12 protein-coding genes and 1 tRNA gene are annotated in these 11,988 nt (G+C 61.6%); 1 reads left to right on the forward strand and 12 read right to left on the reverse strand.

Going from position 1 to position 11,988, the window contains the following annotated elements; all coding sequences use genetic code 11:
- Positions 1–23: 23 nt before the first annotated feature.
- The 9 genes from rpmI to OYT13_RS14285 all read right to left on the reverse strand — a co-directional run bounded on the left by rpmI (position 24) and on the right by OYT13_RS14285 (position 8,548).
- The gene (gene rpmI / locus OYT13_RS14245) at positions 24–221 is read right to left on the reverse strand and encodes a 50S ribosomal protein L35 (RefSeq protein ID WP_010806049.1); all 198 of its coding nucleotides are present in this window, start codon (positions 219–221) and stop codon (positions 24–26) included.
- A gap of 176 nt (positions 222–397) precedes the next feature.
- Positions 398–940 (reverse strand): translation initiation factor IF-3, encoded by a 543-nt coding sequence (infC, locus tag OYT13_RS14250; RefSeq protein ID WP_017233321.1) that lies wholly within the window; start codon positions 938–940, stop codon positions 398–400.
- A 28-nt stretch (positions 941–968) separates the two neighbouring features.
- A complete protein-coding gene (thrS, locus tag OYT13_RS14255) occupies positions 969–2,876 on the reverse strand; it encodes a threonine--tRNA ligase (RefSeq protein WP_017233320.1) in 1,908 nt (635 codons plus the stop codon).
- A 237-nt stretch (positions 2,877–3,113) separates the two neighbouring features.
- Positions 3,114–3,190 (reverse strand) — tRNA-Val (locus tag OYT13_RS14260).
- Positions 3,191–3,264: 74 nt separating this feature from the next.
- Positions 3,265–5,562 (reverse strand): RelA/SpoT family protein, encoded by a 2,298-nt coding sequence (locus tag OYT13_RS14265; protein ID WP_083902260.1) that lies wholly within the window; start codon positions 5,560–5,562, stop codon positions 3,265–3,267.
- Positions 5,563–5,610: 48 nt separating this feature from the next.
- Positions 5,611–5,967 carry a RidA family protein gene (locus tag OYT13_RS14270; protein WP_017233318.1) on the reverse strand — a complete coding sequence of 119 codons (357 nt, stop codon included), beginning with the start codon at positions 5,965–5,967 and terminating at the stop codon, positions 5,611–5,613.
- Positions 5,968–6,033: 66 nt separating this feature from the next.
- Positions 6,034–6,912, reverse strand: coding sequence for an alpha/beta fold hydrolase (locus tag OYT13_RS14275; RefSeq protein WP_268566455.1), 879 nt, complete (start codon positions 6,910–6,912; stop codon positions 6,034–6,036).
- Between the two features lie 275 nt (positions 6,913–7,187).
- A complete protein-coding gene (locus tag OYT13_RS14280) occupies positions 7,188–7,826 on the reverse strand; it encodes a CoA transferase subunit B (RefSeq protein WP_017233316.1) in 639 nt (212 codons plus the stop codon).
- Between the two features lie 23 nt (positions 7,827–7,849).
- Positions 7,850–8,548 (reverse strand): CoA transferase subunit A, encoded by a 699-nt coding sequence (locus OYT13_RS14285; protein WP_017233315.1) that lies wholly within the window; start codon positions 8,546–8,548, stop codon positions 7,850–7,852.
- 228 nt (positions 8,549–8,776) lie between these two features.
- Between OYT13_RS14285 and OYT13_RS14290 the strand changes: the two genes are divergently transcribed.
- A complete protein-coding gene (locus tag OYT13_RS14290) occupies positions 8,777–9,322 on the forward strand; it encodes a PAS and helix-turn-helix domain-containing protein (RefSeq protein ID WP_017233314.1) in 546 nt (181 codons plus the stop codon).
- A gap of 41 nt (positions 9,323–9,363) precedes the next feature.
- Here the strand turns inward: OYT13_RS14290 and OYT13_RS14295 are convergent, their stop codons facing one another.
- The 3 genes from OYT13_RS14295 to OYT13_RS14305 all read right to left on the reverse strand — a co-directional run bounded on the left by OYT13_RS14295 (position 9,364) and on the right by OYT13_RS14305 (position 11,980).
- Positions 9,364–9,747 (reverse strand): acyl-CoA thioesterase, encoded by a 384-nt coding sequence (locus OYT13_RS14295; RefSeq protein WP_261938423.1) that lies wholly within the window; start codon positions 9,745–9,747, stop codon positions 9,364–9,366.
- A 212-nt stretch (positions 9,748–9,959) separates the two neighbouring features.
- The gene (dctP, locus tag OYT13_RS14300) at positions 9,960–11,024 is read right to left on the reverse strand and encodes a TRAP transporter substrate-binding protein DctP (RefSeq protein WP_017233312.1); all 1,065 of its coding nucleotides are present in this window, start codon (positions 11,022–11,024) and stop codon (positions 9,960–9,962) included.
- A gap of 179 nt (positions 11,025–11,203) precedes the next feature.
- The gene (locus tag OYT13_RS14305; protein ID WP_130026272.1) at positions 11,204–11,980 is read right to left on the reverse strand and encodes an SDR family oxidoreductase; all 777 of its coding nucleotides are present in this window, start codon (positions 11,978–11,980) and stop codon (positions 11,204–11,206) included.
- Positions 11,981–11,988: the final 8 nt, after the last annotated feature.

Genomic DNA, 11,988 nt, shown 5'->3' on the forward strand with positions numbered 1-11,988 from the left:
TTCTCTCCTATCTAAGTCGGGGTTTAAGCGAAGGGCAGCATTGCGCGTACGGAGTTCAGATCAGACTCATGAACGCCGACGGCACCGCGCAGGTGACGCTTATTCTTGGTGGTCTTCTTCGTCAAAATGTGACGCTTGAAAGCCTGACCACGCTTAACGGTACCGCCAGGACGCACGCGAAAGCGCTTCTTGGCACCGCTCTTGGTTTTCATCTTAGGCATGAAAAACTCCGAGTTTTTAACATGATCACAGGTGTGACGCCAAAATCGCGCCCCTTGTAGAACCCGAGACCACTTGTATTCAGGGTCAGACAGCACCCTGCATCACTGCCATGGCCTTGCGGGCCACGGCGGCAATTCCTTGCAGCCCGGCGGTATCGATCGATACCGCCACGGCGTTACTTCTTCTTCGGCGCGATGACCATGATCATCTGACGGCCTTCCATCTTCGGCATCTGTTCCGGCTGGCCAACCTCTTCGAGATCGGACTTCAGACGTTCCAGCATACGCGCGCCGATTTCCTGGTGAGCCATCTCACGGCCGCGGAACCGCAGCGTGATCTTGGTCTTGTCGCCTTCTTCGAGGAACCGCTTCAAATTGCGCAACTTGACGTTGTAGTCGCCGTCGTCGGTGCCAGGCCGGAATTTGACTTCCTTGATCTGAACAACCTTCTGCTTCAGCTTGTTCTCGTGCGCTTTCTTCTGTTCCTGATACTTGAACTTGCCATAGTCCATCAGGCGGCACACCGGCGGCTGCGCCTGCGGCGCGATTTCCACCAGATCGACGTCGGCCTCTTCGGACAGACGGAAAGCCTCGGCGAGTTTCAAGATGCCGAGCTGTTCCCCGTCGACCCCGGTTAGACGCACTTCAGGCGCAGTGATTTCGCCATTGATGCGATGCGCTTTATCGGTAGCGATGTTGCTTATCCTCGAAAAAAACAAAAAATTTAGCCGCGCGGTCCGACAGGCGTTATTGGAACGTTGCGCATTCCTGCGCCAGACGTTCGATGAGCGCGTCAACGGGCATCACACCCAGATCCACGCCGCCACGGGCACGCACGGCTACCGTATTCGCTTCCTGCTCTTTATCCCCTACAACAACAAGGTAAGGAACCTTCTGCAAGGAATGCTCGCGTATTTTATAGCTAATTTTCTCGTTGCGCAAATCGCTGCGAGCCCTAAGCCCTTGTTCTTTCAACTTTTTCGTCACTGCCTGGGCATAATCGGCCGTTTTTTCGGACACATTCAGCACAATGACCTGTTCCGGCGCGAGCCAAACCGGCATTGCACCAGCATGGTGCTCGATCAAAATACCGATAAACCGCTCGAGCGACCCCAGGATGGCCCGGTGCAGCATGACCGGACGGCGGCGGCTGTTGTCCTCCGCCACATATTCGGCATCCAGGCGCTCCGGCATCGAGAAATCGACCTGCATCGTGCCGCACTGCCACTGACGGCCAAGCGCGTCCTTGAGCGTGTATTCGATCTTCGGGCCGTAAAACGCCCCGTCGCCCTCCGCGATCACGAATTCGCAGTTCGAACGACGCAGCGACTCCATCAGCGCAAATTCAGCCTTGTCCCAGTTCTCGTCCGAACCCACACGATGCTCAGGGCGCGTCGCGACCTTGTAGATCATGTCCGTGAAGCCGAAATCCTTGTACACGGCATGCAGCAGCGCCGTGTAATTCACGCACTCGTCAAGAATCTGGTCTTCCGTACAGAAAATGTGACCGTCGTCCTGCGTGAAGCCGCGCACGCGCATCAGCCCGTGCAGGCCGCCCGACGGCTCGTTGCGGTGACATTGACCGAACTCGCCGTAGCGCAGCGGCAAATCGCGATAGCTGTGCAGCGCCGAGTTGAAAATCAGCACATGGCCCGGACAGTTCATCGGCTTGAGCGCATACGCGCGATTTTCCGATTCCGTCGTGAACATGTTGTCCTTGTAGTTCTCCCAGTGGCCCGACTTCTCCCAGAGCGCACGGTCGAGAATCTGCGGACCCTTCACTTCCTGATAGCCGTGATTGCGATAGACGCGGCGCATGTATTGCTCAACCTGCTGCCAGAGCGTCCAGCCCTTCGGGTGCCAGAAGACGAGGCCAGGCGCCTCCTCCTGCATGTGGAAGAAGTCCAGCGCACGGCCGAGCTTGCGGTGATCGCGCTTTTCCGCCTCTTCGAGCATGTGCAGATAGGCATCCTGGTCTTCCTTTTTCGTCCAGGCCGTGCCGTAAATGCGCTGAAGCTGCTCGTTCTTGGCGTCGCCGCGCCAGTAGGCACCCGCGACCTTCATCAGCTTGAAGACTTTGAGCTTGCCCGTCGACGGCACGTGCGGTCCCCGGCAAAGATCGACGAACTTGCCTTCGCGATACAGGCCGATCTCGTCCGTCGCCGGAATCGATTCGATGATCTCGGCCTTGTACTTCTCCCCCATCGACAGGAACAGACGCACGGCGTCGTCGCGCGAGAGCACTTCGCGCGTGACCGGCTCGTCTTTCCTGGCCAGCTCGTGCATCTTCTTCTCGATGGCATCGAGATCTTCCGGCGTGAAGGCGCGGTGGAACGCGAAGTCGTAATAGAAGCCGTTTTCGATGACCGGGCCGATCGTGACCTGCGCTTCAGGGAACAACTCCTTGACGGCGTAGGCCAGCAAGTGAGCCGTCGAGTGACGAATGACGTCGAGGCCATCGGCGTCCTTGTCCGTGACGATGGCGAGACTCACATCGCGCTCGATCAGATAGGACGTATCGACCAGCTTGCCGTCGACGCGGCCGGCCAGGGCAGCCTTGGCCAGCCCCGTGCCGATCGAGCCGGCGACTTGCGCCACCGTGAGCGGGCCTTCGTACTGGCGTTGCGAGCCGTCAGGCAAACGTACCGAAATCATGTCGCACTCCCATGCGCAAAAGCATCACGCGCGGCCAACGCCACGCGGCAAAACCACGAAAAAAAACGGCCTCGACTGTCGTCGAGGCCGTCTCTTCATTCCTTGCATCCAGACGAAAAACACCCTCGACTTAACGTCGCACCTTCACCACTGTGAAAGTTCGGGCCGTCTTCAACATGAGTGTTTTCCAGCGTCTGTGTCTGCGGGGTCTCGCGGACTGTCATGCATCAAATTCGTTGGTAGGCTCGATTGGACTCGAACCAACGACCCCCACCATGTCAAGGTGGTGCTCTAACCAGCTGAGCTACGAGCCTACTACAAGAGAACGAGATTCTAGCAATATTTCAGCGAGTCGCCAAGCGAATATTGTGCCTGCCGCAAATGCCGATCACCGCCGCCGCGACGACATCACCCCCGCCACCCCGCCCAGTTGCGCCAGCGCGCGCTGCAACTGCCCGCCATCGCGCACTTCCACGGTGAACTGCATGAACGCCTGCGCGCCCCGCGACTGCGTGCTGACACCGGTGACGTTGAGCTTTTCCCGCGAGAACACTTCGGAGATGTCGCGCAGCAATCCCTGACGGTCGGTCGCCTCGATCTGGATATCCACCGGATACGCCGCCACGCCCCGCCCTTCGAGCACATCGGCCGACCACGCGGTCTGAATGACCCGCTCCGGCGCCCGCGCCTTCATGGCGTGAAAGCTCGTGCAATCCTGACGGTGGATCGATACCCCTTTGCCGCGCGTGACAAACCCCACGATCGGATCCGGCGGCGCCGGACGGCAGCACTTGGCCAGTTGCGTGAGCAACGCGCCGACGCCCACGACCAGCACGCCGCTCTTGGCCCCCTGCGTGACGCTGGTGTCGAGGCTCTTCTTCGCGACGAGCGTGTCCTCGTCGCGCGGCTCCGGCCCCGGCAGGTTGCCCGACAGCGCCTGCTCGACATGGCGCAGGCTGAACTCATCCTTGGCAATCGACGCGTAAAGGTCGTCCGGCGTCCGGAATCCGAGCCGAGCCGCCAGATCCTCCAGATTGACCGACGTCTTGCCCTCGCGCTGCAACGTCTTGTCGATCAGCGTTCGGCCATGGGCAATCGTTTCTTCGAGATCGATGGTATTGAACCACTGACGCACCTTCTGGCGTGCCCGGTGACTCTGCAAATACCCCAACTGCGTGTTGAGCCAATCGCGCGACGGGCCGCCCTGCTTGACCGTCACGATTTCGACCGTCTGCCCGTTCTGCAGCGGCGTATTGAGCGGTACCATCGCGCCGTCGACACGCGCGCCACGGCAACGATGCCCCAGCTCCGAGTGCAGGTGATACGCAAAATCGACCGGCGTCGCCCCCTGCGGCAACGCGATCACGCGTGCCTGCGGCGTGAGCACGTAGATATGATCATCGATCGTCGCGCGCTTGAGCTGCGCCCACGGCTGCGCGGCCCCCTCGGCGCCCACCGTATCGGCCACATCGTCTTTCCACGCGAGCAACTGGCGCAGCCAGGCGATCTTCTCGTCGTAGGCCTCGTTCGCCGCAAACGCGCCGCCGTAGCCGCGCTGCCCCGCTTCCTTGTAGCGCCAGTGGGCCGCGATGCCATACTCGGCAAAGTGATGCATCTCATTCGTGCGTATCTGCACTTCGAATGCCCGCCCGTCATCGCCGATCACCACGGTGTGCAGCGACTTGTAGCCATTGGGCTTCGGACGCGAGATGTAATCGTCGAACTCTTTCGGAATCGGCTGCCACAGGTTGTGGACAATGCCCAGCACCGTGTAGCAATCCTTGATGTCGTCGACGATCACGCGAAACGCGCGCACGTCGTACAGTTCGGCGAAATCGACCGCCTTGCCGCGCATCTTCTTCCAGATACTGTAGATGTGCTTCGGCCGCCCGGACACTTCGGCCCTGACACCCGCGCGCGCCAGTTCGTCCTGAAGTCGCTGGATCGCGCCTTCGATGAACGTCTGACGCTCGACGCGCTTCTCTTCGAGCAGCTTGGCAATCTGCTTGTAAGTGACCGGCTCCAGGAAGCGGAACGCGAGGTCTTCGAGCTCCCACTTCAGTTGCCAGATGCCGAGGCGGTTCGCAAGCGGCGCATAGATCTCGAGCACCTCATGCGGCATCTCCTCAGGGGGTGTCTTCTTCTGTGCCGCATACCAGCGCAGCGATTGCAGACGCGACGCCAGCCGGATCATCACCACACGGATGTCTTGCGCAAACGCGAGCAGCATCTTGCGCAGCCCTTCGACCTGCGACTTGCGTTCTGCCGCGGCGTCGCGATCGCGCCCGTCGGTCGGCATGGCCTGCGCGGCACGCGAGCCCGCGCCCGAGAGCCGCTGCAACTTGCGCACGTCGATCACGAGCGCCGCCACTTCGGCGCCGAAGGTTTGGGTCAACGTGGTTTGGGGATCCGGCAGGAACTCGACGGCGGAGAAGAGCGCCGCGGCCTGATGCGTTGCCTCGTCCACGCGCAGCGTATCGAGAATCGCGAGCATGCCCCGTGCGTGCGCCATGATTGGCTCGCCGGACGAGAGCACATGCTCGCCGCACAGGGTGGTGGCGAACGCGAGCGCGTTGTCGAGCGTGGCGGGCAGAGGCACATCACCCACGCCCGGGGTCGAATTCCGGGCGTCGGGCGCCGTTGTCGAATTCGTGCCAGCGGAGGTCGGTGCTTGATGTTGGTTCATGTCGGAACATGGGGCGACGCGCGCCCCTGATGATACGGGTCGTGAGACTCAGCCTTCGCGCTGAGCCGCCACGACCACGATTTCTACAAGCATGGCAGGGTCGGCGAGCAACGCCTGCACAGTGGCACGCGGAGGTGCATTACCCGCGGGCACCCATTCGTCCCACACCTGGTTCATTTCGCCGAAATACTTCATGTCCGAAATATAGATCTGACAGGAAAGAATCAGCGACTTGTCGCTGTTCGCCTCGGCGAGCAGGCGGTCGATATGCGCGAGTACCTGACGCGTCTGACCGACCATGTCCTGCGTGCGGTCATCCGGCGTCTGCCCTGCCAGATAAACCGTGCCGTTGTGCACCGCCATGTCCGACCAGCGCTTTTCGACGTAGAAACGTTGTACTGCCATGATGTAAGACTCCTCGTGTTCTTCGAACGTCGGACTTGTCGCCGCACCCCGCCACCGGAGCGAGTGTCAGTCGGCAAATCCCTCAAAAAATCGGCGTGCGATCTCGATCTGATCCGCATGCACAAACGTCGGCGCGTGTCCCACGCCGGGTATTTCCACGGCGCGTGCGTGTTGCGCGAGCGCCAGCATTTGTTCGAGCGTCGCGCGAGACAGCAGATCCGACTGCTCGCCGCGCACAATCAACAGGCGTCCGGAAAATGCCGCAAGCGACGCCCAGAGCACGCCCTCTCCCGCCGCTACGGCCTCGGGCGAAATCGCGGCAAATGCCGCTCCGAGCGACGGATCGTAACGCAACACATATCCATCGCCGTCGGCCTTGAGCAGCGGCTCGCACAATGCGCGCCATTCCTCCCGGGTATGCGGACCGAATGACGACGAGATCGACCAGAGGTAGTCGGCCCCCTCGTCGATCGATGCAAAACGCTTCGGCGTACCGACATATTGACCGATACGTGCGAGCGCGGCGACGTCGATGTGCGGTCCGACATCGTTGAGCAGCAGATTGCGAATCGGCGTATCGGGCAAGCCCGCGAGGCCCATGCCGATCAACCCGCCCATCGACGTGCCGAACCAGTCCACGGACGTCACGCCCAGGCGCGCAATCAACGTCACCATGTCGGAGACGTACTGCGGCACGACATACCCTGCGGGATTGCGCAGCCACGACGACTGTCCGCGCCCAACCACGTCGGGACACACGACACGGTAGTCGTTTGCGAACGTCTTCGCCAGTGCATCAAAATCGCGACCGCATCGCGTCAGCCCATGCACGCACAACAGAACGCGCGGGTTCTTCGGATCGCCCCATTCCGTGTACGCCATACGATGCAACCCGGAAGGGCTCAGACACTGAACGTTCGACAGGCGCGGCGCGTAGCTCGACATGACAGACTCATCGGATCGGTTTCCAGAACCGAATTCTACCGCGCTTGCCGTCTACCTTTGCAGCGATGCCCGCAACACGGCGCTCAGTGTCGCGCAGAACCCGAATCGTGGCCGACTCACCGGCACCGCCAAAACAAAACGGGCGGGGAAATCCCCGCCCGCTTCGCCTTCCATCGATCACCGGGTTCAACGGCCACGGCAACCCTCAGCAATACTGCGTGTCACACGCCCCTGGCATTCAAGCCACAAGAGACGACGGCCACGTCACCCATGCGTCAGACAGCGCTCGTATCGAGCGGTGCCCCGGTCTTCTGCGAAATTTCTTCCTTCGTCACGCCCGGCGCGAGCTCGACCACCTTCAGGCCGTCCGGCGTCACATCGATCACACCGAGGTCGGTGATGATGCGGTTGACCACGCCAAGGCCGGTCAGCGGCAGATCGCAGGCCTTCAGAATCTTGTGGGCGTCGCCCTTGGCAACGTGCTCCATGAGCACGACCACGCGACCGACACCGGCGACAAGATCCATCGCGCCGCCCATGCCCTTGATCATCTTGCCCGGGATCATCCAGTTCGCGAGGTCGCCTTTTTCGCTGACCTGCATCGCCCCGAGGATTGCCAGATTGATGTGGCCGCCACGGATCATCGCGAACGAGTCCGCCGACGAGAAGATCGACGAACCCGGTAGCGTCGTCACCGTTTGCTTGCCCGCGTTGATCATGTCTGCATCGACTTCGTCCTCCGTCGGGAACGGGCCGATACCGAGCAGGCCATTCTCCGATTGCAGCCAGACTTCCATGCCGTCGGGCACATGGTTCGCCACCAGCGTGGGCAAACCGATGCCGAGGTTCACGTAAAAGCCGTCTTCCAGCTCTCGCGCCGCGCGCGCAGCCATTTCATCACGATTCCATGCCATGGTTATCTCCTTGATCTCGGCGCTTACTTGGCACGAACCGTGCGTTGTTCAATGCGTTTTTCCGGATGCGCGTTCAGCACGATGCGCTGAACGAAGATGCCGGGCAGGTGCACGTCGTCCGGGTCGATCGAACCGGTGTCGACCAGTTCCTCGACTTCGACGATGGTGATCTTGCCGGCCATGGCCGCCACCGGGTTGAAGTTGCGGGCGGTACGATTGAACACGAGGTTGCCCGCGCGATCCGCCTTGGCGGCCTTCACGAGCGCGATATCGGCGCGCAGCGAGCGCTCCATGACGTACGTCTCACCGTCGAATTCACGGATTTCCTTGCCTTCGGCGACTACCGTACCCACGCCCGTCTTCGTGAAGAACGCCGGAATGCCTGCGCCACCGGCGCGCAGTTTTTCGGCCAGCGTGCCCTGCGGGGTGAATTCGAGCTCGAGTTCGCCGGCCAGATATTGGCGTTCGAACTCCTTGTTCTCGCCAACGTACGACGAAATCATCCGCTTGATCTGACGCGTCTCGAGCAGCAATCCCAGACCGAAGCCGTCCACGCCGGCGTTGTTGCTGATACAGGTGAGCCCCTTGACGCCCGAGTCGCGCAACGCGGCGATCAGGGCCTCGGGAATGCCACACAGGCCGAAGCCGCCGACAGCAAGCGTTTGCCCGTCTGCGACAACATCGGCGAGCGCCTCCTTGGCGCTGGCGTATACCTTGTTCATCGTGTGTCCCTTTCCCTCGGTTGAGAATTGAAATTATGTCGCGCGCTTGCGCGTTGCGAGGCTTGCGCCGCCCGTTGAATCGCTGTGGCCACGCACCTCATGCAATCATAGAGCTTACGGTGCCGGGCAAATCGGGCACAATACGTGAAATTACATATCTCCTTGCGCGCCGGGCCGTAACACGCGATCCACCGGCACGCGCCCAGACAGGATCCGCGCCGCTCCCCCATGCCGACGTTCGACTACCAGACCGCTTTTCATATCGCTCCCGTCGGCCTGGTCATTTCGCGCCAGCGCATCATCGAGGACTGCAATCGACAGCTTGGCAAGATCTTCGGCTACGAGCCCGAGGCCCTGATCGGTCAGTCGTTCCAGGTACTGTATCCGTCCCCCAAGGAGTTCGAGCGCATTGGCGAGCGCATTCCGCCGATCATGAGCGCGCAGGGCGTCTATGCTGACGAGCGCATCATGCGCCGGGCCAGCGGCGAACTGTTCTGGTGCCACGTGACGGGTCGCTCGCTCGACGTGAAAGACCCCCACGCCGCCGGCCTCTGGACCTTTGAGGACATGTCGGCCACACGTCGCGTCGCCGTGGCACTGACCGCGCGCGAGCGCGAAATCGCGGCGCAACTCGTGCAGGGCAAGACAAGCAAGCAGATCGGCAAGGTTCTCGACATCAGCCCGCGTACCGTCGACATCTACCGCGCCCGCCTGATGCAGAAGTACGGCGCCGGCACGGCGACCGAACTCGTTCAGCGACTCCTCGGCAACTGAGGAACGCCAGGGGGCAGGCAGCGCCCCCTTCGAAACAAGCCTCACGCCATCAACGCGCGCACCGCCTCCGGCAGCGGCACCGACTTTTCCGCTTTGTAGTTGACCCAAACGATCTTCGCACCGCCCTCGGCGACGAGGATATCCGGCGTATCGGCGCGGCGCAGCTCAAAACGTGTGTCGACGCTGCTTCGGCCCAGCGCGCCTACCGACATGCGGCAATCGATATCGCCGGGATAGCGCAACTGACGCAAGAACGTCATGTTCGCGTTGATGATCACCGGCCCCTCGCCCGTCGAGCTTTCTTCCGACGCGATGTCGAGCGACTCCAGCCACGAGATACGGACCTGCTCCATGTAGCGGAAGTAGACGGTGTTATTCACATGCCCGAAGGCATCCATATCGCCCCAGCGAATGGGCATGCTCATCCGAAAGACTTCTTTGTATTCTGACGACACTGCAAATTCCCCATATTGAAAATCGACGCCCTGCCGCGTAGTGACAGGACGTCATGGGGAGAAAGTGTAGCGCGTCGGAGCGTTTGGTGTGCGCCAACCCTCGGCGATTGGCGCCGAGCGGCTGCCTTTTCAGAATCGCGTGAGACCACCGCCACAGACATTTCCGACGCGAGCCGGCACAACTACTTGCGCGCGCCGGCGTCGTGCGTCTTGGCGATCGTTGCCTCGTCTCTCACGGCGGCCTCGGCCTTGTCGACCAGATCGCGCCCGACCAGCACTTTCCATTTCGCATAGACGGGACGCGTTGCGTCGACAAAGCGCTGGCGTTGTTCCGGCGTGAGTCGCGTGACCTTCACGCCGCGCGCTGCCAGATCGTCCCACGCGGCATTCTCGCCGCGCATCGCGTCTTCTCTTGCGAGCGTCACTTCGAATCGCGCCGCCTCGATCGCTGCGTCGCGAACGATGTCGCGATCCTGCGGCGACCAGCTATCCCAGACCTGTCGGTTGACGGAGAACACGATGGGATCGGCGACGTAATCCCACACCGTGATGAAGCGCTGTCCCAACGTATCGAGCCGCACATTGTTGAAGACCGTAATCGGATTTTCCTGGCCGTCGATCTTGCGTGCGCGCAGCGCGCGCACCGCATCGTTCCACGTCATCTGAGTCGGCACGGCGCCCAATGCCGTGAAGATGTCGTTGAACAGCAATGACCCGACAACACGGAAACGCAGGCCGCGCATATCCTCTGGCGCACGGATCGAACGGCGAGAGTTGCTCAGTTGCCGAAAGCCATTCTCGCCCCACGCCAGCGGTACAACGCCCTGCTCTTCCACGCGGCGAAACAGCTCGCGCCCGACGTCGCCCTGCGTCAGGGCGTCGAGAGAACGACAGCCACGCAGCAGGAATGGCAGGGAGAAAACGTTGAATTCGGGTATCGCTGACGACCAGTTGATCGTCGAGCCGACCGCCATGTCGATCACGCCCTGACGCAATGCGGAGAATTCCCGCGTCTGGTCGCCACCCACGAGCGAGGCGCCTGTGTGCAGTCGAATGTTGATGCGCCCACGCGTACGCTCGCGCACCATGTCCGCCCAAAGTTGCGTGCCTTTGCCCCAGGGCGTGCCGGCATCGGGCATGATCGACAGCGAGTATTCGGCCTTGTAGGGCTGCGCGGCCACCGGCAGCGCAATTGCGGCGAGGGCGAGCGCGACGCCGACGAGCGCACGCCAGCCTTGATTCAACATGTTGTCCTCAAGATGTTTCGGGATCCGACGTCAGCACGACGTCCTTCACGACCCCATTAGCACCCGAGAATTATGCGCTTGTCGCCGCTACGCTGACTGCCTCGGACAATCCCGGATTGCCGCATTGCAGCGAGCCTGCCCAATTCGCCAAATCGCCGTGGCACAAGGCCTGACGAGGCTCAGCCGACCGCCAGACCATCGTCGATCGTCATGATCGACCCGTTGATAAACCTGGAATCGTCTGAGGCAAGAAGCAGAATCAGCCCGTCCAGATCGCTCGGTTCCCCGACGCGTTGGCGGGGCAGCATCTGAACGAGCTTGCGACCGGCGTCGGTCTGCCAATGCTCGTGGTTGATCTCGGTGTCGATATAGCCCGGACACAACGCATTGACATTGATGTTGTAACGTCCCCATTCGAGTGCCATCGCACGGGTCATGTGGATGACCGCCGCCTTGCTCACGCAGTACACGCCGAGCATGGAAATCGCGCGCTGCCCAGCCACCGACGCCACATTGATGATCCGGTGCTGGCGCTGCGGGTCGCCCTTTGCCCGCCGAATCATGCGTTTGGCGACTTCCTGCGCCACGAAAAAGGTGCCGCGCGTGTTGGTGTTCAGGACGTAGTCGTAGTCCTGGGGCGTAACGTCGACCAGACGCTGCTGGGTCGACACACCGGAGTTGTTGATCAGAATATCAATGGCCCCCGCCTCGGTCTCGGCATGGGCCACCCCGGCGCGAATGCTGTCGTAGTCGGTCACATCGAGAGGAACGACGTGCGCCGCACCGCCTTGCGCCTCGATCTCCGCCCTCAATTCCTTGAGCCGCTCGACACGCCGGCTGGCCAGCACGACCTTTGCCCCGGCCTGGGCCAGCACCTTGGCAAACTGCATGCCAAGTCCGCTCGAGGCCCCCGTCACCATCGCCACTTTCCCTTCGAGATTCAGCGAACGCCCCATCGTCTTCT

It is taken from the genome of Pandoraea sp. XJJ-1 (assembly GCF_026802345.1).
In the GTDB taxonomy this organism is placed as follows: domain Bacteria; phylum Pseudomonadota; class Gammaproteobacteria; order Burkholderiales; family Burkholderiaceae; genus Pandoraea; species Pandoraea cepalis.

What these genes read in the sequence shown, in the direction of transcription:
- OYT13_RS14280 (WP_017233316.1), bottom strand. Translation starts at nt 7,826, where the DNA reads ATGGCATGGAATCGTGATGAAATGGCTGCGCGCGCGGCGCGAGAGCTG.
- OYT13_RS14275 (WP_268566455.1), bottom strand. Translation starts at nt 6,912, where the DNA reads ATGTCGAGCTACGCGCCGCGCCTGTCGAACGTTCAGTGTCTGAGCCCT.
- OYT13_RS14285 (WP_017233315.1), bottom strand. Translation starts at nt 8,548, where the DNA reads ATGAACAAGGTATACGCCAGCGCCAAGGAGGCGCTCGCCGATGTTGTC.
- OYT13_RS14270 (WP_017233318.1), bottom strand. Translation starts at nt 5,967, where the DNA reads ATGGCAGTACAACGTTTCTACGTCGAAAAGCGCTGGTCGGACATGGCG.
- thrS (WP_017233320.1), bottom strand. Translation starts at nt 2,876, where the DNA reads ATGATTTCGGTACGTTTGCCTGACGGCTCGCAACGCCAGTACGAAGGC.
- OYT13_RS14265 (WP_083902260.1), bottom strand. Translation starts at nt 5,562, where the DNA reads ATGAACCAACATCAAGCACCGACCTCCGCTGGCACGAATTCGACAACG.
- OYT13_RS14305 (WP_130026272.1), bottom strand. Translation starts at nt 11,980, where the DNA reads ATGGGGCGTTCGCTGAATCTCGAAGGGAAAGTGGCGATGGTGACGGGG.
- OYT13_RS14295 (WP_261938423.1), bottom strand. Translation starts at nt 9,747, where the DNA reads ATGAGCATGCCCATTCGCTGGGGCGATATGGATGCCTTCGGGCATGTG.
- rpmI (WP_010806049.1), bottom strand. Translation starts at nt 221, where the DNA reads ATGCCTAAGATGAAAACCAAGAGCGGTGCCAAGAAGCGCTTTCGCGTG.
- dctP (WP_017233312.1), bottom strand. Translation starts at nt 11,024, where the DNA reads ATGTTGAATCAAGGCTGGCGTGCGCTCGTCGGCGTCGCGCTCGCCCTC.
- OYT13_RS14290 (WP_017233314.1), top strand. Translation starts at nt 8,777, where the DNA reads ATGCCGACGTTCGACTACCAGACCGCTTTTCATATCGCTCCCGTCGGC.